18 protein-coding genes are annotated in these 21,755 nt (G+C 74.2%); 8 read left to right on the forward strand and 10 right to left on the reverse strand.

What is annotated here, in order from left to right; translation table 11 throughout:
- Positions 1-28 precede the first annotated feature (28 nt).
- On the forward strand, positions 29-352 hold the full coding sequence (locus ABT295_RS14310) for a rhodanese-like domain-containing protein (protein WP_352395073.1): 324 nt from the start codon (positions 29-31) through the stop codon (positions 350-352).
- Positions 353-379: 27 nt separating this feature from the next.
- Positions 380-889 (forward strand): CD225/dispanin family protein, encoded by a 510-nt coding sequence (locus tag ABT295_RS14315; protein ID WP_352395074.1) that lies wholly within the window; start codon positions 380-382, stop codon positions 887-889.
- 41 nt (positions 890-930) lie between these two features.
- On the opposite strand, the gene ABT295_RS14320 is transcribed toward ABT295_RS14315, so the two are convergent.
- The gene (locus tag ABT295_RS14320; RefSeq protein WP_352395075.1) at positions 931-2,274 is read right to left on the reverse strand and encodes an amidohydrolase family protein; all 1,344 of its coding nucleotides are present in this window, start codon (positions 2,272-2,274) and stop codon (positions 931-933) included.
- A 79-nt stretch (positions 2,275-2,353) separates the two neighbouring features.
- On the opposite strand from ABT295_RS14320, the gene ABT295_RS14325 reads away from it, so the two are divergent.
- Positions 2,354-2,998: a GntR family transcriptional regulator gene (locus ABT295_RS14325; RefSeq protein WP_352395076.1), complete on the forward strand. Its 645-nt coding sequence runs from the start codon at positions 2,354-2,356 to the stop codon at positions 2,996-2,998.
- Here ABT295_RS14325 and ABT295_RS14330 read toward each other — a convergent pair.
- From ABT295_RS14330 to ABT295_RS14340, 3 genes are all read right to left on the reverse strand, one after another.
- On the reverse strand, positions 2,976-3,737 hold the full coding sequence (locus ABT295_RS14330) for a hypothetical protein (protein WP_352395077.1): 762 nt from the start codon (positions 3,735-3,737) through the stop codon (positions 2,976-2,978). The genes ABT295_RS14325 and ABT295_RS14330 overlap by 23 nt on opposite strands.
- Before the next feature lie 85 nt (positions 3,738-3,822).
- A complete protein-coding gene (locus ABT295_RS14335) occupies positions 3,823-4,683 on the reverse strand; it encodes an Fpg/Nei family DNA glycosylase (protein WP_352395078.1) in 861 nt (286 codons plus the stop codon).
- A gap of 4 nt (positions 4,684-4,687) precedes the next feature.
- The gene (locus tag ABT295_RS14340) at positions 4,688-5,809 is read right to left on the reverse strand and encodes an App1 family protein phosphatidate phosphatase (RefSeq protein ID WP_352395079.1); all 1,122 of its coding nucleotides are present in this window, start codon (positions 5,807-5,809) and stop codon (positions 4,688-4,690) included.
- Between the two features lie 77 nt (positions 5,810-5,886).
- On the opposite strand from ABT295_RS14340, the gene ABT295_RS14345 reads away from it, so the two are divergent.
- Positions 5,887-6,531 carry an N-acetyltransferase gene (locus ABT295_RS14345; protein WP_352395080.1) on the forward strand — a complete coding sequence of 215 codons (645 nt, stop codon included), beginning with the start codon at positions 5,887-5,889 and terminating at the stop codon, positions 6,529-6,531.
- A gap of 73 nt (positions 6,532-6,604) precedes the next feature.
- A complete protein-coding gene (locus tag ABT295_RS14350; RefSeq protein ID WP_352395081.1) occupies positions 6,605-8,530 on the forward strand; it encodes a penicillin-binding transpeptidase domain-containing protein in 1,926 nt (641 codons plus the stop codon).
- Between the two features lie 85 nt (positions 8,531-8,615).
- Here the strand turns inward: ABT295_RS14350 and ABT295_RS14355 are convergent, their stop codons facing one another.
- The 3 genes from ABT295_RS14355 to mobA form a co-directional block, all read right to left on the reverse strand.
- Entirely contained in the window at positions 8,616-10,571 is a 1,956-nt protein-coding gene (locus ABT295_RS14355; protein WP_352395082.1) for an N-acetylmuramoyl-L-alanine amidase, read from the reverse strand.
- Positions 10,572-10,783: 212 nt separating this feature from the next.
- Positions 10,784-12,844 (reverse strand): M4 family metallopeptidase, encoded by a 2,061-nt coding sequence (locus ABT295_RS14360; protein WP_352395083.1) that lies wholly within the window; start codon positions 12,842-12,844, stop codon positions 10,784-10,786.
- A 234-nt stretch (positions 12,845-13,078) separates the two neighbouring features.
- A complete protein-coding gene (gene mobA / locus ABT295_RS14365; RefSeq protein WP_352395084.1) occupies positions 13,079-13,699 on the reverse strand; it encodes a molybdenum cofactor guanylyltransferase in 621 nt (206 codons plus the stop codon).
- A gap of 37 nt (positions 13,700-13,736) precedes the next feature.
- Here mobA and fdhD point away from each other — a divergent pair, with 37 nt between their 5' ends.
- The 3 genes from fdhD (at position 13,737) to ABT295_RS14380 (ending at position 17,054) form a co-directional block, all read left to right on the forward strand.
- Complete coding sequence (gene fdhD / locus ABT295_RS14370; protein WP_352395085.1) at positions 13,737-14,585, forward strand: formate dehydrogenase accessory sulfurtransferase FdhD; 849 nt, start codon at positions 13,737-13,739, stop codon at positions 14,583-14,585.
- Positions 14,586-14,671: 86 nt separating this feature from the next.
- Positions 14,672-15,010, forward strand: a complete 339-nt coding sequence (locus ABT295_RS14375; protein ID WP_352395086.1) for a YciI family protein — start codon at positions 14,672-14,674, stop codon at positions 15,008-15,010.
- 118 nt (positions 15,011-15,128) lie between these two features.
- Entirely contained in the window at positions 15,129-17,054 is a 1,926-nt protein-coding gene (locus ABT295_RS14380; RefSeq protein ID WP_352395087.1) for an HNH endonuclease, read from the forward strand.
- An 86-nt stretch (positions 17,055-17,140) separates the two neighbouring features.
- On the opposite strand, the gene ABT295_RS14385 is transcribed toward ABT295_RS14380, so the two are convergent.
- The 3 genes from ABT295_RS14385 to ABT295_RS14395 form a co-directional block, all read right to left on the reverse strand.
- Positions 17,141-18,661, reverse strand: coding sequence for a hypothetical protein (locus tag ABT295_RS14385; RefSeq protein ID WP_352395088.1), 1,521 nt, complete (start codon positions 18,659-18,661; stop codon positions 17,141-17,143).
- 66 nt (positions 18,662-18,727) lie between these two features.
- Entirely contained in the window at positions 18,728-20,365 is a 1,638-nt protein-coding gene (locus ABT295_RS14390; protein ID WP_352395089.1) for an ABC-F family ATP-binding cassette domain-containing protein, read from the reverse strand.
- A gap of 96 nt (positions 20,366-20,461) precedes the next feature.
- Positions 20,462-21,679, reverse strand: coding sequence for a molybdopterin molybdotransferase MoeA (locus ABT295_RS14395; RefSeq protein WP_352395090.1), 1,218 nt, complete (start codon positions 21,677-21,679; stop codon positions 20,462-20,464).
- Between the last annotated feature and the right edge of the window lie 76 nt (positions 21,680-21,755).

The raw sequence follows: 21,755 nt of genomic DNA on the forward strand, positions 1-21,755 counted from the left end.
CGGCGGCGTTCGTGTCACGATGGACGCCATGAGCACCATCCCCACGACGTTCGTGACCGAGCTGCCCGACGACGCCGTCATCGTCGACGTCCGCGAGCCCGACGAGTGGGCGGCGGGGCACGCCCCGAACGCGATCCACATCCCGCTCGGCGAGCTCCCCTCACGCATCGACGAGCTGCCCGAGTCCGACGCCACCGTCGGCGTCGTGTGCCGCATGGGCGGCCGGTCGGCCCGCGCGGTCCAGTGGCTCGTGCAGCAGGGCTACGACGTGGCGAACGTCGAGGGCGGCATGGTCGCCTGGGAGCGCGCCGGCAAGGCCCTGACGGCCGACGGGAACCCGAGCATCATCTGAGCGTCGGAGGAAGGTGCGAGAGCGGACATGACCGACCGGACCGGCGGGGAGCACCCCCGCGAGCCGGAGCAGCCCGACCCCACGAGCGACGCGTGGTCGGCCTGGCTGCCGCGCCTCGACCGTCCTGAGAGCACGCTGCCGCAGGCCTCCGGGCCGGCGCCGGCCGCTGACGCGACCCCGCCGCTCCCGCTCCCACCGCCGACGCCGCCGGTGCCGACCCTGCCGCCCGGGTCGTGGCGTCGCGCCGGCCCGCCGACGCCCGCGCCACCGCTCCCGCCACCCCTCCAGGCACAGCCGACGTATGCCGTGTCACCGCCCAGCCGCCTCGGCCTGGCCATCCTCTGCACCGTGCTCTGCTTCCTGCCGTTCGGCATCGTGGCGATCGTCAGGTCGGTGTCGGTGGGGCCGCTCTGGCGCCGGGGTCGCTTCGGCGAGGCCGAGGCCGCGTCGCGGTCGGTGCTCGCGTGGTGCCTGGGCGCCGCGCTCGTGTGGCCGGTGCTGCCGCTCCTGCTGGTCGTCGCGATCTTCGCCCTCTGAGCCGGCCCGCGGGTGGCGGGCCGGCCCAGGAGGCGGACGTCTCAGGCCGCGCGGACGACCACGCCCTGGGCGACGACGACGCGCACGCGCTCGCACGCCCCGCCGTCGTCGATCGGGTTGCCGTCGACGACGAGCAGGTCACCAGCGCCGCCCGGCAGGAGCCGACCGACCTGCCGCGACCAGCCGAGCAGCCGGGCCGCGCTCGTCGTGGCCGCGCGCAGGGCGTCGAGGGGCGTCAGCCCGGCCGCGACGAGCAGGCGCACCTCCGAGCCGATGGGGGCGACCTCGGTGCCGAACGAGTCGGTGCCCGCGACGACCGTGACGCCGCGCTCGTGCGCCTCGCGGACGGCCCGCATGAGGATCGGCGTGTACTCGCGACCGCGGGCGGCGAGCACGGGGTCGCTCGAGCCGATCATGCCGCTGATGGCCGCGAGGGTCGGGGTGAAGTGCGTGCCGCGGCGCGCCATCTCGCCGATCGTGCGGTCGCTGACGAAGACGCCGTGCTCGATGCTGCGCACGCCGGCGCGGACGGCCCCCTCGATGCCCTCGGCGCTGTAGGCGTGGCAGAGCACGGGGCGACCCTTCGCGGCCCGTACCACGGCGCTCAGCTGCTCGCGGTCGTAGACGAGCTCGCGCGGGTCCTGCTCGGCGAGGCCGGCGCGCGGGTTGGCGCGCGTCTTGACGACGTCGACGCCCCGCCTCACGTTGACACGTGTCACGTGGGCGATGTCGGCGGTCGAGGTGACCCCGTTCGGCAGGGCCGCGAGCGGGGCGATCTCGGGGTCGGCGAGCGCCGAGTCGCCGAGCTGCGGCGAGACGAAGACGCCGGCCGCACGCATCCGCGGCGCGAGGCCGGGCGCCCGCTCGGGCAGCGAGCGCATCGCGACGTCCTGGTAGAAGGTCGACGAGCCGCTGCGCACCGTCGTGGCACCGGCCGTCAGCAGCGCCCGGGCGTCGGCCAGCGCGTTGGCGTGCACGTGCACGTCGACGAGCCCGGGCACCACCCAGCGCCCGGAGGCGTCGATCCGGCGCGCCCGCGACCCGACGGCAGCGACCGCCCGGCGCGTGGCGTCGCGCGACCCGACGGCGAGCACCGTGCCGTTGCGCACGACGACGACACCGTCGTGCACGACGTGCCCCGTCAGGGGGTCGACGATCGACCCGCCCTCGACGACGAGCGAGCCCACCGTGCCCGGCCGGCTGCCGTGGTCGTGGTCGGCGCCGGTCGTCGCGGGAGGCGCACCCTCGGCGGCCGCGGCGGAGGAGGCCGACGCGATCCCGGCGGCCGTGACGCCCGCGAGCACGGCGGCGCCGGCCATGACGTTGCGGCGTGAGAGCGCGGCCGGGGGCAGGGTCGGCGTGGCGTCGTGGTCGTGCAGGCACATGGGAGACCTCCGGGGGTTAGGCTCAACCGAGCCAGTTTTGGTATACCAATTTGGTATACCAGCGAAGGAGGGCCGGTCAATGCCTACTCGTGAGGAACATGCGTCGTCGCTGCGCGACTCGGTGACGCAGGCCCTGCGCGCGCGCATCGTCACGGGCGAGCTGCCGCCCGGCACCCGCGTCGTCGAGCGTCAGCTCGCCGAGCAGCTCGGCGTCTCGCGGGTGCCGGTGCGCGAGGCCCTGCGCTCGCTCGAGCGCGAGGGCTTCGTCGAGGAGCGCGCCACCCGGGGCATGGTCGTGCGCCGCCTCGACCCCGACGACGTCGAGATGCTCTTCGCGGTGCGCGAGTCGCTCGAGGCCGTGCTCGCGCAGCGCCTCGTGGCGGTGCTCGACGACGCGGGCCTGGCCGCGCTCGACGACCTCGTCGACCGCGCCGAGGGCCACGCGGACGCGGGCCGGCCCGCCCTCGCCGTCGCCGCGAACGCCGACTTCCACTCGGCCCTCGTCGACCTCGCGCGCAGCAGCGTGCTCAGCTCGATCATCGAGCCCGTCTCGGGCCGGATGGCCTGGCTGCTCAACCAGCACACCGATCCGGCGGCGATGATCGCCGAGCACCGCTCGATCGTCTCGGCCCTGCGGTCGCGCGACGCCGGGCGGGCCGCGGAGGTCTTCCGCACGCACCTCGCGACGAGCCGCGACGCGGTCAGGCGCGCGGGATCGGCGTAGCCGGGGTGCAGACGAGGTCGTCCCCGGCGGGCGCGGTCGCCGCGACCTGCACGACGCCGCCGCCCACGGCCGAGGGACGGGCCTGCGCGACCTCGCCGTCGACCTGCACGCAGAACTGCCACTGCGACACGGAGCGGCCCACGGGCGTGCGCGGGGCCTCGAAAGACTCCCCCGGCACGTGCAGCCGCGGGGGCGACACGGCATACGCCCTCCCCGTGAGGCTCGCCCCGGGGGCGATCGTGTGCCCGCCGACGACGGGCGCCGCCGCGAAGCGCACGTTGGGCGCGGGCGCGAAACCCTGCTTGCTGAGGCGCAGCACGCCGTCCTGCTCGTAGACCCACACGTGCTCGCGCTCGACGTCGGCCGCGAGGGTCGCGCTGCCCAGGTCGCGCGGCACGACGTCGCGGGCGAGCACGGGCTCGGAGGTCGTGTTCGTGACGGTGTACCGCACGACGTAGCCGGGCGCGGCGGCGATGCCGGCCCCGACCGCGACACCGCCCGGGCCGCCGGGCGCCAGCTGCGCCTCGAGCCGGATGCCGTTCGTCGTCGTCCCAGCGCCTGAGCCCGCATCGGTCGTGGCGGAGCCCGCCCCGGCGCCGCCGCCCGCCGGGGTGGCCACGGACGACGGCGTCGACGAGCCGCACGCGCTCGTCACGAGCACCGCCCCGAGGGCGAGCACGACGGCGGTGCGCACCGCGCGGGAGGCGACGGGCAGGGCCTGCGGCAGCTTCGGCTTCATGAGGGGAAGACAACCACGCCCGGCAGACCGTTGCATTCCGGGCGGAACCGGATCTCACGGGACCCCGGGTCCGAGGGCACCCCGGTCAGCGGAGCAGGCGCGACATCCGGCGGTCGGCGAGCGGCTTGCCGCCGGTCTGGCACGTCGCGCAGTACTGCAGCGAGGTGTCGGCGAAGGAGACCTCGCGCACGATGTCGCCGCAGACGGGGCACGGCTGGCCGGTGCGCGCGTGCACGCGCATGCCCGCGCGCTTGGCGTCCTTGAGCTCCTTGGCCGGCTTGCCCGACGCCGCGGCGACGGCGCCCGTGAGCGTGTCGCGCAGGGCGGCGTAGAGCCGGTCGACGACCTCGGGGGCGAGCGTGCCCGCGATCGCGAAGGGGCTGAGCCTCGCGACGTGCAGGATCTCGTCGGAGTAGGCGTTGCCGACGCCGGCGATGAACTCCTGGTCGCGCAGCAGGCCCTTGATCTGCGTACGCCGTCCCTCGAGCATCGACCGGAAGCGTTCGAGCGTGAAGTCGTCGGCCAGCGGGTCGGGCCCGAGGCGTGCGATGCCGGGCACCTGGGCCGGGTCGCGCACGAGGTAGGCGGCGAGCGACTTCTTCGTGCCCGCCTCGGTCAGGTCGAAGCCGGAGCCGTCCGACAGGCGCACCCGGAGGGCGATCGGCGACTTGCCCGGGCGCACGACGGTGGTCGGCAGCTGGTCGGACCACCGCAGCCAGCCGGCGCGGGCGAGGTGGAAGACGAGGTGGATGCCGTCGGCGTCGATGTCGAGGAACTTCCCGTGCCGCGAGACCCCGTCGACGGGTGAGCCCTGCACGGCCTGGGGCGGCGGGTCGAAGGTCTTGAGCACGCTGAACGAGGCCAGCTCGACGGAGTCGATGGCAAGGCCGTCCAGCCGCTCGGCGAGGAAGTCGACGAGCGCCTGCACCTCGGGCAGCTCGGGCATGCCGTCAGTCTGTCACCCGATGGGCGTCGTCGCGGGGCGGACGCGAGGGCTGTTCGTCGGCCGCGACGACCGGCCCGACCCTCCCGGCGTGGTCGAGCACGCGCAGCAGCGCGTGGCCGTCGGGCGCGGAGAACGTCGGCACCGACCGGGCGGCCCACGAGCGCAGCGGCGCGTCGATCTTCATCGGGTTCGAGAGCACCTGCTCGGTCGGCGAGAGGTGGCGGATGCAGATCGCGTCGACGCGCTCGGGGCGCGCCTCGGCGAAGTCGGCGTAGATCTGCGGGTCGTGCTGCCCGTCGTCGCCGACGAGCAGCCAGCGGATGTCGGGGAAGTCGCGCGCGAGGCGGTCGAGGCTCGTGCGCTTGTGGGCCTGGCCGCTGCGGAACCAGCCGGTGTTGGTCGGCCCCCAGTCGGTGAGCATGAGCGGGCCGAGCGGGAAGCCGTTCTCGACGAGGAAGCGGTTGAGCGTCGCGGCCGTGTTCCACGCCCCGGTGGAGACGTAGACGATCGGCGCGCCCGGGTGGGCGGAGAGGATGCGGCGGTACATCGGGGCCATGCCCGACACGGCGTGCCGTGCCTTGCCGCGGCGCACGAAGGTGTTGAAGGCCGCGATCACCGGGCGCGGGAGCATCGTCGTGATGACGGTGTCGTCGATGTCGCTGACGATGCCGTGCGTCACGCCGTCGGCGACGATGAAGACGTCGGCCGCCACCGGCTCGGTGCCCTGCACCTCGACGAGCACCTGCTGCCAGCCGGGCTCGAGCCCGTGGTCGCGGGCGACGATGTCGACGTGGCCGCCGCGGTCGGAGCGGCCGTAGACCTCGCGGTCGCCCGCGGTCACCTTGACCGGCACGCCCGTCGCCGGCGAGGTGAGGAAGGCGCGCCACCCGCGGTCGTACTTCGCCGGGCTGAGCGCGCCCGTCGCGTCCTGGCGCGCCTCGGGACCCTCGGTGCTCTCGCGACCCTTGCGCCCGAGCAGGATCCGCGCGTAGACGCGGACGAACGACGACGAGCCGTAGCCGACGTGGGTGATGACGCGGTTGCCCCACCCGCGGCCGCGCAGCACGCGCTCCACCTGCTCGTGGACGGCATCCTCGACGAGGGCGGCCGCGTGCGGTCGTGACATGGCCACAACCTACCCGGCGGCGCCATCAGGTGGACCCCGACGGGCGCCGGGGCGGCGGGCCGGGTTTGATGGGCGGCGTGCACCCCATCGCCGAAGTCCTCAGCAAGGCCGCGGGCGGCGACTTCCCCGCCGTCGACGGCTCGTGGCAGCGCGTCGACCCGTGGCGCCCCGGCATCGAGGGCGTGCTCGCCTTCACCGGGCACGCCTGGCTCGCCGTCGACGACGACGTGTCCGACGGCACGCTCACCTCGCTCAGCCCCGACGGCTACGGCGGCGCGAGCAACCCGCGCCTCGTCTCGCGGCTGGCCGGCACCGGCTGGATCGACGCGCTCGACGTCGTCCTCGTCGCCCGTGGCACCGGGGGCGAGCCGCGCCTCGTGCCGCGCAGCGACCTGCGCAACCACCCGCGCGCCGAGCACGCCACGCTCGTGCGCAGCGAGGTCGTGACGTTCGGCTACACCGCGCCCGACGACCACACCCTCGTGACCCTCTCGACCGGCATCGGCGGCCTGCCCGAGGTCGGGCTCGAGACCGACCCCGCCCACGAGCACAGCGGGGCCGAGGTCGCGCGTGACGCCCTCGCGCTCGTGCCCGAGGGCGAGGTGGTCGTGGCCGCCTGCGCACCGGGCAACGCCCGCGCGCTGCGCGCCTTCATCTCGGCCGGCTACGAACCGGTCGCCTCGGTGCAGCTCTGGCGGCCGGAGCGTGACCAGCGCGCCTGAGGGGGTGCGCTTCGGGCGGGTGTGACCGGTTCGTGACGAGCCGTCCGGGTCCCGGGCCCGTACCGTGGGGGCCATGTCCAGGGGTTCAGGTCTTCGTTCGTTCGTCGTGCTGTCGGTGACCGGCGCGCTCCTCACCACGGCGACCGCCGGGTGCTCGCTGTTCTCGTCGCCGCCCGCGCCCGACGACACCGCTCGCGCCCTCGCGGCGGGCCTCGCCTCGGGCGACCTCGGGGCGGTCGAGTTCAAGGGCACGACGCCGGTCAAGGCGACGGCGTTCGTGCGCGCCGCCTACAAGGGCGTCGGCGACCTGCGCCCGCAGGTGTCGCTCAGCGAGATGAGCCACAACGAGGACTCCGACCACGCGACGGCGACGCTCTTCAGCCGGTGGGACATCTCCGACTCGCCCACCGACTGGACCTACGAGACGCAGGTCAACCTCACGCTGGTCGACGACCGCTGGCAGGTGTCGTGGACGCCGGGCGTCGTGGCACCCCAGCTCGCGGCCGACGAGACCCTCGACGTCGCCCGCAAGTGGCCGCGCCGTGCCGACATCGTCGACGCCTCGGGCGCCAAGCTGATGACCGAGCGGGAGGTGTCGGTCGTCGGCATCGACAAGTCGAAGGTGTCGGGCGCCGAGGCGGCCGCGGCCGCGCGCAAGCTGGCCGCCCTGCTCGACATCGACCCGACGAGGTATGCCGCGAAGGTGGCCGCCGCGGGCACGCGCGCCTTCGTCGAGGGGCTGACCCTGCGCCAGACCGATCCGCTGCTCGAGCGCAACGGCGCCGCGATCGAGAAGCTGACCGGGGCCCTGACGGTGCCGGCGCTCAAGGTGCTCGGTCCCACCCGCACGTGGGCCGCGCCGATCCTCGGCAGCGTCGGCGAGGCCACCGCGGAGCAGATCGCCGCGTCGAAGGGCACCCTCGAGGCGGGCGATACCGTCGGCAAGAACGGGCTCGAGTACCGCTACGACGCCCAGCTGCGCGGCACCCCGGGCCTCGCGGTGCACGCGGTCAGGAAGGGCGCCTACGGGAGCGTCCTCGACAAGCGCGAGCTGTTCGCGGAGGCCTCCGTCGAGGGCAAGCCGCTCGTCGTGAGCCTCGACCAGAAGGCTCAGACGGCCGCCGAGGCCGCGCTCGCCGAGGAGACGAAGCACCCGACGGCGCTCGTGGCCGTGCGGGTCTCGACGGGGGAGGTCCTCGCGGCCGCAGTCGGCCCGGGCGCGGGCGAGTCGACGCTCGCCCTGGCCGGCAAGCAGGCCCCGGGCTCGACGTTCAAGATCGTCAGCTCGCTGGCGCTCGTGCGCAAGGGCGCCACCGCCGACACGAAGCTGCCGTGCACGAGGACGCTGACGGTGAACGGGCGCCGGTTCAGCAACTACACGACCTACCCGGCCGACCGGCTCGGCGACATCCCGCTGAAGACGGCGCTCGCGTTCTCGTGCAACACGGCCTTCATCAGCCAGCACGAGAAGGTGAGCCAGGCCGACCTCGCGCAGGCCGCCCAGTCGCTCGGCATGGGCGAGAAGCTCGACCTGCCCTTCACCGGCTTCCTCGGCTCGGTGCCGGCCACCGACGACGTCGTCGAGCACGCGGCATCCTTCATCGGGCAGGGCCGCGTCGAGGCGTCGCCGCTGACGATGGCCGTCGTCGTCGCCTCGGTCATGAAGGGCCAGACGGTGCGCCCGACGCTCGTCGCGTCCGAGGGCACGCTGCCCTCCCCGGCCACGCCGCTCGACCCCACCGAGGCGAGCGTGCTCCGTGCGGAGATGCGCGAGGTGGTGAAGGTGGGCTCCGGCACCGTGCTCGCACCGGTCGGCGTCGAGTTCGCGAAGACCGGCACGGCCGAGTTCGGCACGAAGAACCCGCCCGACACGCACGCGTGGATGGTGGCCGGCCGCGACGACATCGCGGTCGCGGCCTACAACGAGGTCGGCGAGAACGGCGTCACCGGCGCGGCGCCCTTCATCCTCAGCTTCCTCAAGGCCAGCAACCTGCGCTGAGGCCCGCGGCGCACCCGACCCTCGAGCGGAGAGTGCCCGGCTCCCCTCGTGGGGAGCCGGGCACTCGGACCGGTGCGGGTGGGTCTCAGCGGACCCGGACCACGTCCACGTCCGCGGCACGCACGAAGGCGAACCGGTGGCCGAGCGAGATCTGGTAGTACCGGTCCGTGCCGACGACATCGACGTGGTCACCGGGGGTGTCCGGCGAGAACGTCGTGGCACGGTAGTAGTCCGTCGGCACCGTGAGGTCGCCCACGGCATACCGCTGCCCGGCGGCGAAGGTGTACTGCAGCGGCGCGAGCGCCTGCACCGGGATGCCGGCCGGGTAGGCCGAGGCCTCGGGGTAGGCCCGCCCGTAGACGGGGACGCTCGTGCGGCCGGCCTTGGGCACGACGTACTCGCCGCGCACCGGGATCGCCGTGGGGTCGCTCGAGGGGTTCTCGAACCAGCCCTTGACGCCGTTGAACCAGACGGCGGTCCAGTCGCCGCGTCGCTCCGCCACGGCGAGCACGAGACCGGCCTGGGCGCGGGCGCCGATGTCGGAGACCGACGTCGTGCTCGGCGCGCCGTTCGGCTTGCGGCCGATGTCGTTGACGAGCGGCGCCGACGCGTCGGGCGCCTGGTGGAGGTAGACGAAGTTGGTGCCCTGCGGCGTGCAGGCCACCCCGGCCGTCGTGCACGAGGTCACCGGCTGCACGTTGCGGTCGAAGCCCGGCACGATCCGCACGAGCTCGGAGCGCGGCGAGGCGCGGTGCGCCTGCAGCGGGGCGCCGAGGAGCGAGAAGTAGTGCTCCCAGTCCCAGTAGGGCCCCGGGTCCCAGTGCATGCCGGCCACGTTGGCGGGTGTCACGCCGGGCACCTGGTCGTGGCCGACGATGTGCTGGCTGTCGAGCGGGATGTCGTAGCGCTTGGCGAGGTACTTCACGAGGCGGGCCGACGAGCGGTACATCGGCTCGCTGAACCACTCGGCGCCGGTGGCCGCGAAGCCCTCGTGCTCGAGGCCGATCGAGTGCGCGTTGACGTACCAGTTGCCGGCGTGCCAGCCGACGTCCTTGGCCTCGATGTGCTGGGCGATGTGCCCGTCCGAGGAGCGGAGCGAGTACTGCCACGCGAGGTAGGTCGGGTCCGTCACGAGCTTGAGCGTCGTGTCGTAGCTCGCCTCCGTGTTGTGGATGACGATGTTCGTGATCTTCGGCGCCCGTGGGCGGTTCGCGAGGTCGTGGTTGCCGTAGTCGCCGTTGCCGAGGTCCTGGTAGGGCGCGGGGATCCACTCGCAGTCGAGGCCGGGCGGGCAGTCGACCGGGCCGGTGTTGTGCTTCTTCTTGAGGCCGAGACGGTCGAGCTGCGAGCGCTGCGGCTCGACCGACGACGGCAGCAGGGCGACGTCCTTGCCGTCGACCGTGCGGCGCGCGGCTCCCGTGGAGATGACGCCGTAGGCGTCGTCGGCGAACGCGGCGGCCACGTCGTCCTCCGTCGAGCCGGACGCGTCGGCGACGGCGGCGTACCACTGGCCGGCATCCGTGTCCTGGCCGCCCGGCAGGCCGAGGCGGCGCTGGGTGTCGGCGAGCAGGGCGGCGCCACCGCGGATGTTCGCGGTCTCGTCGGTGCGCAGGGCGTCCTCGCCCAGACCGGTGAGCGTCGCGGCGCGGCCGAGGGTGTCGGCGGCCGGCGCGGTGTCGGCGGCCGGCGGCGCCGTGCCCAGCCCCTTGGCCTCCGCGCGGTCGCCGAGGCCGGCGTCGACGAGGTGCATCGGGCCGTAGCCGCCCGAGGTGCTGTGGCCGGGGCGGAAGTCCCAGCGCGTCTGGGCGTACGACACGGCCTCGAGGACCGTGCGGGGCACGCCGTACTCGGCCGCGGCGGCCGCGAAGGCGCGTTCGCGGCTGCCCGAGTCGGTGCCGCTCGCCGCGGCGGCCGGGCCGGAGGCCTGGGCGGTGGGGCCGGCGAGTGCCAGGCCCGCGGTCACGGCCGCGGCCGCGCCGAGCGCGACGGCGGACCGCCGTGCCCTGCGGGACCCTCCCCTGGGTGTGGTGCTAAGTGTCACGCGATCTCCCTTTCGTGTGGAAAAGTTCCACGGCTGGCCGTCGGAACCCTCTGGGGCAGAGCAAACACCCCCTTCCGCGGGCCCGCCACTCGAAACCCACGACGTGGACCGCGCGCTCGGACGCGGCCCCGACGCGACGAGGCCGGTATGCCGGGTGGTGACCACCCGGCATACCGGCCTCGTGCGTGTCGTGCGTGTGTGATGCGTGTCGGTCAGAAGTTCGTCGCGACGTCGTCGACGACGAAGCTCGTCTGGGCCGAGGAGTCCTCGGTCGCCGCGAACTTCAGCGTGACGTTCGTGCCCTTGTAGGAGCTGAGGTCGACCGTCTTCTGGACGTAGGACGCCTTGGGCGTCGACAGGTTGGAGTAGCTGGCCTTGGCCACGCCGTTGATCGAGACCGTGGCCTTGTCGTAGGCGGTGGTCGTCGTCGTCTCGGCCGTGTCGATGCGGATCCAGTAGGTCAGCGTCGGCGAGGTGGCCGTGGACGGCACGGCGAAGGTCTGCGACTCGCTCTCGGAGGCGGTGGTGCCGTTGCCGCCGAGCCACAGCTTGTACGAACCGCCGTGGGCCGGGCGGCCCGTGTCGTTCGTGATCGGGCCGGCGCTGCCGGTCCAGCCGGTCTGGCCCGACTCGAAGCCACCGTTGGTCAGGGCCGCGCCGGTGCCGCCGCCCCCGCCGCTCGTGCCGCACGTCTCGGTGCTGGCCGGGGCCGCGATGGCACCCATGGCCTTGTCGACCGCGGTGCACTCGGCCGAGCCGACGCCGTAGAGGTCCTTGGCGGCCTTGATGACGCCGGTGCGGGCGGCCGCGTAGTTGCTCGAGGAGGTGAGGTAGGTCGACAGCGTGCGGTACCAGATCTTCTCGACCTTGGCGTGGCCGATGCCGGTCACCGTGGAGGAGTCACAGGTCGGGCTGTTGTAGCTGACGCCGTTGATCGTCTTGGCGCCCGAGCCCTCCGAGGCCAGGTAGTACCAGTGGTTGAGCGGGCCGCTCGAGTAGTGCGGGTCGAGGCCGCCGAGCGAGCTGCTCCAGCAGTCCTTCGAGGCGCCGTCCTTGCTCGGCTTGTCCATGTAGCGCAGCGGCGTGCCGTTGCCGTTGAGGTTGATCTCCTCGCCGATGAGGTAGTCCGGCGTGTCGGAGGGGTTGTTGGCGTACCACTCGACGGCCGTGCCGAAGATGTCGGACGTCGACTCGTTGAGGCCGCCCGCGTCGCCGGAGTAGTTGAGGCCGGCGGTGTTCTCGGTGACGCCGTGGCTCATCTCGTGGCCCGCGACGTCGAGCTCGACGAGCGGGGCCGCGTTGCCGGCGCCGTCGCCGTACGTCATCTGCGTGCCGTCCCAGAACGCGTTGACGTAGTTCTGGCCGTAGTGCACGCGGCTGCGGGCGCCGGTGCCGTTGTTCCAGATGCCGGCCCGGCCGAGCTGGGTGTTGTAGTAGTCGTACGTCTTGCCGGCGCCGTAGTGCGCGTCGACCGCCGCCGACTGGCGGTTGCTCTGCGAGCCGTTGCCCCAGACGTCGTCGGCGTCGGTGAACGTCGTGCCGTTGCCCGTCGTCGCCTGGTTGAGGTCGGTCGTGTAGTTCCCGTGGGAGTCCTTCATCGTGTACGTCGTGCCGGCGGTGGTGCCGAGCGTGACCGTGCCGACGAAGATGCCGTTGCCCGTGCCGTGCTTGACGTCGTCCCAGCTCGTCAGGGTCTTGCCGGTGGTCGCGTCGACGATGGTGTGCAGGCGGGTCGGGGTCTGGTCGGCCTTGATGCCCTCCGTGATGACCTCGTAGGCGAGCTTCGGGCCGGTGGCCGACTGGAACACGACGAGCTCGCCGGGAGTCGCCTTCTCGCGGTTGGCCTTCGACGCCGCGAGGCCGGCCTGCTGGGCCTGGCTCTTCGCGATCGTGGGGGTCGTCGTGGCCGGGGTGACGTTCTTGCGCACGTTCCACGTCACGCTCTCGACGGCGCCGCTGGCGTCCTTGTGGCTGACGAAGTCACCACCGATGACGCGGAGCCCGTCGATGGTGCGGGTGTAGCGCACGTGGGTGGCGCCGTTCGGGTCCGAGATCACGGACTTGACGGTCAGCTGCTCACCCTTGGCCAGGCCGAGGGCGCTCGCGGACGCGGCGGCTCGGGACTGCTCGGTCGCCTTGAGGCTCTGCGACTCGGGTGCCGGCGCCTTGTCGCGTCCTGCACCGGTCGCTGCGCCCGCCGGGATCGCCGGCGAGATGGCGAGGGCGAGGGCGAGCAGCCCTCCGGTCGCCAGCCCAGACTTCAGTCGGTTCACGAATTGCTCCTTGTCAGGTTGCGGCACGGGGGCCGCGTGGAGGGGTCCCGCCGTCTCAGGAGTCGAGATCGGGCCGGAACCAGCGTGACGCTCGCAGTCGTCGTGAATCCGGGTCAACGGAGATTGCCAAGACTTTGCCAAAAGTGCGCCAACTCATGAGGAGGGCTTGGCGGCAACAGGATTCGCCATTGCCCGCGACTTGGGCGATCTCCCAGCAACGGTGACGACGGTCGGTCAGGCGTCCGGATCGCCCGCCGCGCGACGGCGCGCACGCTCGAGGTCGGCCGGGGTGTCGACGTCGAGGGCGACCCGTCCGTGGTCGGTGACGGGCACCCTCCGGACGCCGTCGGCGAGGTCGCGCATGCTCCGGCCGTAGGGGTCGCCGAGCGCCTCGAGCCGGCGCCCGAGCACGTCGGTGCGCCAGGCGGCGCACAGCCAGTTGACCCGGTCGGCGTGGTCCACCGTGACGGCGAGGTCGGCCGACGCGAGGGACGCGACGAGTCGCCCGACGTGCTCGGGAGTGACGAAGGGCAGGTCGGCCGCGAGGAGGACGACGGCATACGGGAGCGGGGCGCCGCTCGGGGTGCCCTCGGCGACGAGGGTCGCGAGCGCGGTCGCGACACCCGAGACCGGGCCGCCCCCGGGAACGCGCTCCGCGACCACGCGGACCCCCTCGGGCACGCCCTGACCGGGCCCGACGACGAGCGTGGGACGGTCGGCGGCGGCGTCGAGGACCCGCGCGACGAGGGCACGCCCACCGACCTCGAGGAGGGGCTTGTGGGAGCCCATCCGCCGGCTGGCGCCACCGGTGAGGACCACGACGACCGGCGGTGCGGCGGCTGGGGTCGACGGCACCCTCGGAGTCTCGCACGGAGCATGGCAGGCTGGACCCATGGGGCGGGTCACGGTGCGGCGCAAGGTCACGACGATCGATCTCGCCGCGCCCTCGTCGACCACGCGGCCCGACACGCTGAGCGTCGAGGAGCCGCTGGAGCTGCGGGTGGGCGGCGTGCCGCTCACGGTGACGATGCGCACGCCCGGGCACGACATCGAGCTCGTGCACGGCTTCCTGCTCTCCGAGGGCCTGATCCGGTCGGCCGACGACATCGCGCTCGCGCGCTACTGCGAGGGCGCCGTCGTCTCGGGCGAGACCGGCTTCGACGAGAACACCTACAACGTCATCGACGTGACGCTCGCCCCCGGCGTGGCCGCGCCCGCCGCCTCGGCGACGCGCTCGTTCTTCACGAGCTCGTCGTGCGGCGTGTGCGGCAAGGCGAGCATCGAACAGCTGCGGGCGAAGTCGGCCTACGAGGTGCGCGGCGACGACACGCGCTTCGCCGCCGCGACCGTGGCCCGGCTGCCGGATCGCCTTCGCGCAGAACAGCGCTCGTTCGACAAGACGGGCGGGTTGCACGCAGCCGGGCTCTTCACGGCCGCGGGCGAGCTGCTCGTCGCCCGTGAGGACGTCGGCCGGCACAACGCCGTCGACAAGGTGGTCGGCTGGGCCCTGCAGAACGGTCACCTGCCCGGCACCGGGCGCGTGCTCGTCGTCTCGAGCCGCGCCTCGTTCGAGCTGACGCAGAAGGCCATCATGGCCGGGATTCCCGCTCTGGCAGCCGTTTCCGCGCCGTCGTCGCTGGCGGTCGAGTGCGCGGAGGACGCCGGGATGACGCTGCTCGGCTTCGTGCGCGGCACGCGCCTCAACGTGTACGCCGGCAGCCACCGGATCACGCCGCCCTGACCTCCCGGCGACGCCCCTCGACCGGGCCCACCCGATCCCCCGACCCACCTGATCCACCTGATCCACCGAGCGACTGGAGGCCATCCGTGGCGATCTACGCGGTGCACTACACCTATCCCGACGACGCGACCGAGATGCTCACGGTGCGACCCGAGCACCGCGAGTGGCTGAGCGGGCTCCCGGGGCTGCTCGTCGCCGGCATGTACCAGGAGGGCCTCGACGAGGTGAGCGAGGGCGAGACCACCGACCAGGAGCCGGCCAACGCCGGGCTGATCGTGGTCTCCAGCGACTCCATCGAGGACGTGACGGCCACGTTCGACCAGGACCCGTACTGGCTCGGCGGCTACATCCTGCGCCGCGTGGTCCGCCGGTGGGACCCGCCGCTGGGCCCCTGGGTCGCCGACCCCACCAACTCGCCCGGCTGACCGCGCCGGCTCGGGACTTCTCCAAGAAGACCGGGACGGGGGCACCTGCAATCGAGGTGGCGGCCGATCCCTGTGCACAAGCCCTTCTCATCGAACAGGTGTTCGAATAGAATGAGGCATGAGCACGAGGGCCAGGCACGACGCGGGAGCAGGCGCCGCTGCGCCCACTCCGGGGTCGCCGGCGCCCGACGAGCTGGGCCGGCTCGCTGACCTCCTCGACGAGCTGTCCCGTCTCGACGGCGCAGCGCTCGACGATGCGGCCCGCATCGACCAGCTGACCGTGCTCGAGCGCGCCAAGGCCGCGGTGGCCGCTGCCCAGGTGCGCGTCACGGCGGCCTTCGCCGCCTCGCAGGCGCAGACGTCGCGTGAGTGGTGGGACCGGGCCCGGCAGTGCGCCGACGTGGGCGACTTCGACGGCTGGCGCGCCGCGCGCGACCGGGCGCGAGCGGCCGCCCTCCCGGGTGATGACCGCCGCCGTGCGGGTGGGGCCGGCCACGATGACGCATCACCTGGGTCAGCATCACCTGAGTCAGCATCACCCGGGGCGGCATCACCCGGGGCGGCATCACCCGGGGCGGCGTCGCGGGGGTCCCGCCGCAGGCGACCGTCCGCCGTGACCGGGGTCGCTGCCCAGGTGGCGCTGGCCCGGCGCGAGTCGCCGGTGCGTGGAGCGGCGCACCTGACCATGGCGCTGGCGCTGACCACGTCGATGCCCTGCACGCTGGCAGCGCTCGAGGCAGGCGAGCTGAACGAGTGGCGCGCGCAGATCCTCGTGCGCGAGACCGCCCTGCTCACCGACGAGCAGCGCCGCGTCGTCGACGCCGAGGTCGTCGCCGATCCCGCCGAGCCGGTCGGGACGCTCGGCGACCGTGAGCTCGCCCGCCGCGTCCAGGCCGTGGCCTACCGCCTCGACGCCGAGGCCGTGCTGGCCCGCGCACGACGCGCCGAGTCCGAGCGGCGCGTCACGCTGCGGCCGGCGCCGGACACGATGGCCTACCTCACCGCGCTGCTCCCGGTCGCGCAGGCCGTGGCCGCGCACGCCGCCCTGACCGCTGCCGCCGACACCGCGCGCGCCGAGGGAGACGAGCGGAGCAAGGGGCAGGTCATGGCCGACACCCTCGTCGCCCGGGTCACCGGACAGGAGACCGCCGACGGCGTGCCGGTCGAGGTGCAGCTCGTCATGACCGACAGCGCGCTCTTCCGCCACGCCGCCGAGGAGCAGGGCTGCTGCGGCGGGCTCCGCGCCGTCGGTGAGACACCGGCACAGCTCGTGGGCTACGGCACGGTGCCGGCCCTGTGGGCCCGGGCGCTGCTCGACCCGGACCACGACCCCGCCCCCGGTCCTGGTCCTGCCGACGGTCCGGGCCACCGACCGACCCACGGACCGACCCAAGGACCGACCCTTGGACCGGACCATGACCCGCTCCACGACCAGGGCCACGATCCGCCTGACGCCACGGCCGCAGCCCGGGTGTGGCTGCGGCGCCTCTACCTCGACCCCGACACCGGTTCGCTCGTGGCCATGGACTCACGACGCCGCGTCTTCGACGGCGGGTTGCGCCGGTTCGTGCTCGCCAGGGACGTGGGCACGTGCCGCACCTCGTGGTGCGACGCCCCGGCCCGGCACGTCGACCACGTCCACGACCACGCCGACGGCGGCCCGACGAGCGCCGCGAACGGTCAGGGTCTGTGCGTGCGGTGCAACCACACCAAGCAGCTGCCCGGCTGGACGGCACGCACGGTCAGCCTGCCCGGCGACATGGACAGCGACATGCACAGCGACATGCACAGCGACAGCGAGAGGGACAGCGACAGCGGCGGTGGTGGCGGTGGAAACGACGGCGACCCGCGGCCCCTCACGCTGGCCTCGGCCCTGCACGCCGTCGAGACGACGACGCCCACCGGGCACCGGTACGTCTCGCTCGCTCCGCCCCTCCTGCCCGGTCTCACCATCGGCGCCGACGCTTTCGATGAAGCCGGTGGAGCCGGCGAGACGTCGACCATCGAGGAGCGCCTGCTCCACCTGCTGGCGCAGGCCGCCTGATGCACGCGCCACGAGGTCGGAGGAGCCGGTCGCAGGGACCTCGTCCGGAGCGGCTGCTCGGGAGGGCGTGTGTGAGGCGGGACCGGTCAGAAGGCAGCCGGCAGCTGGTACTCGCGTTGTCGCCGGCGCTCGGTGTGCCGCACGAGGAAGTACGCGACCTGCTGGGCGCCGGTGTCGCTGCCGGCCTCAGTGGTGACCCGTCGGCCGAGGTGGCGGCGGACGAGTCGCCGCAGGTGAGCGACGTCCTGGGCGCTCACCTGTGCTGCCACCTCACCAGCCGCCTCACCAGCCGCCTCACCGGCCGCTGATGTTGTCGTTGCACCGGTCGTGCGGCCTGCGACAACGATCGCTGTCCCATCGGCCGACGCGGGTGGCGGCTCACTGGGCGCGACCGTCCGCGGCGCCCTGTCCTCCGGCGCCGGCGACCCGGCTGCCGCCTCGAGCCGCTCCCGGGACAGCTGCCACGCCCCGGAGTCCGGATCGCGTCGAGCCACCCCGAGGGCCTCGAGGTCGGCGAGCGCGAGCTCGACGACGTTCGCGAACGGGTCGGTGCCGGCCACCGCGTCGAGCGCCGGGCCCAGCACGGTCGGCGTGCGGGCGAGCACCTCGCCCACCCGGTGGCGACCGAGCACCAGGGCGGCGAGCCCGGCGGGCTGGCGGTCCGGCGGGAGGTGGGGTGCCAGCCGGCACCGGGACCGCTCGACCTCGAGGTCGACCAGCCCGTCGGCCACGGCGTCGAGCAGCACCTGCACCACGAGCTCGGTGGCGAGGTCCTCGACGCCCGTCGCTGGTGCCCCGTGCACCCACCAGGCCAAACGCTCCCGCGTGCGGCGACCCGACGGGCTCGGCGGAGCCGCGAAGACCCGGACCGCCGCCGGCAGTCGCAGCTCGGGCAGCACCGGCCACTCCTGCTCGGCGCGGGCCCGCCTGAGGTCGCGCTCGCGCTGCTCGGCCGCCGAGACGGTCGCCCTCGTGACGTCGAGACCCGACGGGACGATCTGCAGGAGCCAGAAGCCGCCGCGTCGTGCGGTCAGCCCGAAGAGCCACGCCGCGCCCAACGACAGCACGAGCACGAGCGGGAAGTAGGCCCAGTCCTCCGGCTGCGTGAGGAACCACCAGAGCGGCAGCGCGGTGCCGGCCGCGGTGACGAGCCAGGGGTAGACCCGAGCGGCCCCGCGCGCCCACGCCGACCAGGGACCCGGCCACACCGCGCGTCCGCGCACGGTGGCGAGCATGTGGGCGCGGCCGGGGGGCAGGCCCCGCGCGGCCCAGTGCGTGCTGACGAGCAGCACCCCGACCCCGACGACGAGCAGTACGAGCCGGCCCAGCAACCACGGCAGGGTCAGCCGGCTCTCGGCCGCGGCGTCCACGTCGTCACCGACCTCGCCCGTCGTCCACCACGCCAGGAACGGCACCTTGGCCACGAGCCACACGAGGATGCCGAGCAGGTCGACGACGAAGCTCGCCGTCGCGACGGCGACCACGGCGGCGAGCGTGCGCAGGCCGAGGTAGGCCGCCGGGCGGCGGGCGCAGATCACGGCGTAGCGGTCACCGGTCGGGCCGTCGTCCTGGCCCGACCCCACCGCCGCACCGGACGGAGCCGTCATGGCGCCATGATCCCGCGCGCGCCACCGCCGCGCGGCCACTTCGCGAGAGTCCGCCCGCGCGACGTGTCAGCTGCGCGTGACCTGCCCGGCCTCGACGTGCCAGCGCTCGTCGAGGCGCACGTTCTCGAGCAGCCGCCGGTCGTGCGAGACGAGCAGCAGCGCCCCGTCGTAGGCGTCGAGCGCCTGCTCGAGCTGCTCGATCGCCGGCAGGTCGAGGTGGTTCGTCGGCTCGTCGAGCACGAGCAGGTTGACGCCCCGGGCCTGCAGCAGGGCCATGGCCGCCCGGGTCCGCTCGCCCGGCGAGAGCCGCCCCACCGCACTGCCGACCTGGTCGGCCTTGAGGCCGAACTTCGCGAGCAGCGTGCGCCGGTCGGCCGGGGTGAGGTCGGGCACCGCCTCGCCGAACGCCTCACCGAGCGGCAGGTCGTCACGCAGGCCGGTGCGGGCCTGGTCGATCTCGCCGACGGCCACGCTCGCGCCGAGCGAGGCGCGGCCCTCGTCGGGCGCGACCCTCCCGAGCAGGAGCGAGAGCAGGGTCGTCTTGCCGGCGCCGTTGGGCCCGGTGATGCCGATGCGCCGACGCGCCTCCACCTGAGCCGTCGCCGGGCCGAACGTCCAGTCACCGCGCCGCACGACCGCGCCGTCGAGAGTCGCCACGACCGAGCTCGACCGCGGGGCCGCCGCGATCGAGAACTGCAGCACCCACTCCTTGCGCGGCTCGACGACCTCGTCGAGCCGGGCGATCCGCGACTCCATCTGGCGCACCTTGCGCGCCTGCTTCTCGGCCGAGTCCTGCTGCGCCGAGCGGCGGATCTTGTCGTTGTCGGGGTTCTTCTTCATGGCGTTGCGCACGCCCTTGGACGACCACTCGCGCTGCGTCCGGGCTCGCGCCTCGAGGTCGGACTTCGTGCCGGCATACGCCTCGTAGGCCTCGCGCGCGTGGCGGCGCGCGACCTCGCGCTCCTCGAGGAACGACTCGTAGCTGCCGTCGTGCACCGACACGGCGTTCTGCGCGAGGTCGAGCTCGACGATCCGCGTCACGCAGCGCGCGAGGAACTCGCGGTCGTGCGAGACGAGGACGACACCCCCGCGCAGGCCGGTGACGAACGCCTCGAGCCGCTCGAGCCCCGCGAGGTCGAGGTCGTTCGTCGGCTCGTCGAGCAGCACGACGTCGAACCGGCTGAGCAGCAGCGCGGCGAGCGCCGCCCGCGCCGCCTGCCCGCCGGACAGCGAGGTCATCAGCGCGTCGGCCCCCACGTCGAGCCCGAGCTCCGCGAGCACGGCCGGGATGCGCTCGTCGAGGTCCGGGGCACCGCTCGCCAGCCAGTGGTCGAGGGCGACGGCGTATGCCTCGTCGGCCTTCGGGTCGTCGCCCCCGAGAGCACCTGCCGCCGCCTCCATCGCCTCCGTCGCGGCCGTGGCACCCGTGCGCCGCCCGATGTGGTCGGCGACGGTCTCGCCCGGCACGCGCTCGTGCTCCTGCGGCAGCCAGCCGACGAAGGCGTCGGCCGGCGCCGTCGTGACGGTGCCGTCGAGCGGCTCGTCGACCCCCGCGAGCAGGCGCAGCAGGGTCGACTTGCCCGCCCCGTTGGCCCCCACGACGCCGACGACGTCGCCCGGCGCCACCGTCAGGTCGAGGTGCTCGAAGAGGGTCCGGTGGGCGTGGCCCCCGGCGAGGTCCTTGGCCACGAGGGTCGCGCTCACGACCCCCAGCCTAGGTGCGCGGCGCCGGGGCCCTGCCCCAGCACGGCCCAGTCCGGTTCGGCGCGGCTCAGTGCGGTTCGGCGCTGCCTCTGCGGCTCAGACCGGGTGCACGACCACGACGTCGCCCGCGACGACCTCGTCGACGGCCTCGGGCACCTCGATGAGGCAGGTCGCGGCTGCGAGCGCCGTGAGGTGGCGCGCGTCGGGCGCCGTCACCGTGCCGTCGGCGTGGAGCACGCTCGTGACGAACTGCACGCGGCCCGCCCGCGTGCGTCGGGTCCGGCCGGCGTAGGCCGCTCGCAGCGGTTCCGCTGCCGGCACCCCGTGACGCCGGTCGAGGGCCGGCCGCACGAGCACGTGGAAGGCGACGAAGGCCCCGACCGGGGTGCCCGGCAGGCACACGACGGGCGTCGACCCGTAGCGCCCGAGCCCCTGCGGGCCTCCCGGTTGCATGGCGAGGTGCACGAAGGCGAACGTCGGCAGCGGCGAGCAGACCTGTCGCACGACCTCGTAGGCGCCCGCGCTCACCCCACCGGTCGTCACGACGACGTCGACGTGCGGGTCGGCGTCGAGCTCGTCGAGCAGCGCCCGCAGCTGCTCCGGGTCGTCGGAGCACACCTCGACGCGGGTCACCACGCAGCCCGCGGCGTCGGCCAGCGCCGCGACCATGTCGGAGTTGGACTCGTGGATGCCGCCCGCGCCGGGGTCGCTGGCGGCGGGCGCCAGCTCGGCCCCGGTGGCCACGACGGCGAGCCGCGTGCGGCGCCGGACCTCGACGGTCGCGCACCCGGCCGACCGGCCGAGGGCGATGAGCGCCGGCGTCACCTCAGCGCCCGCGACGGCGACGACGGCGCCGGACCGCACGTCCTCACCCCGCTCCCGCACGTGCCGGCGCGGAGGCACCCCGCTGGGTGCACCCGTCGTCCCGTCCGCCGTCACGGTCACCTCGCGGGGTGCCGGGCCGGTGGGGCTCGCGTCGGTCAGCTCGACGGGCACGACGAAGGCGGCTCCGACAGGCAGGCGGGCTCCGGTCATGACGCGGGCGGCCTCACCCGGCGCGAGCCCGAAGTCGGGTGCCGAGCCCGCCGGCACGTCGCCGAGCACGGGGTAGCGCCCCTGCCCCGGCGAGCCGGGGTGCACGGCGTAGCCGTCCATGGCGGAGGAGTCGAAGCGGGGCAGGTCGTCGGCCGCGACGAGGTCGGTCGCGAGGCGACGGCCGACCGCACGCCGGTCGAGCGCCACGGTCTCCGTCGACCCGTCGCCGAGCAGCCGCTCGACGGCGGCCCGGTGCTCGGCGACCGACACGTGATCCATGCGCGCCAGTCTGTCGCATGCGGTCACCCCGGTTGCGCCCGCCGTCGCCCCGGATCAGGCACGCGCCCGGTCGCCG

Origin of the sequence: Terrabacter sp. NPDC000476 (assembly GCF_040300125.1) — a bacterium.
Lineage (GTDB): Bacteria > Actinomycetota > Actinomycetes > Actinomycetales > Dermatophilaceae > Terrabacter.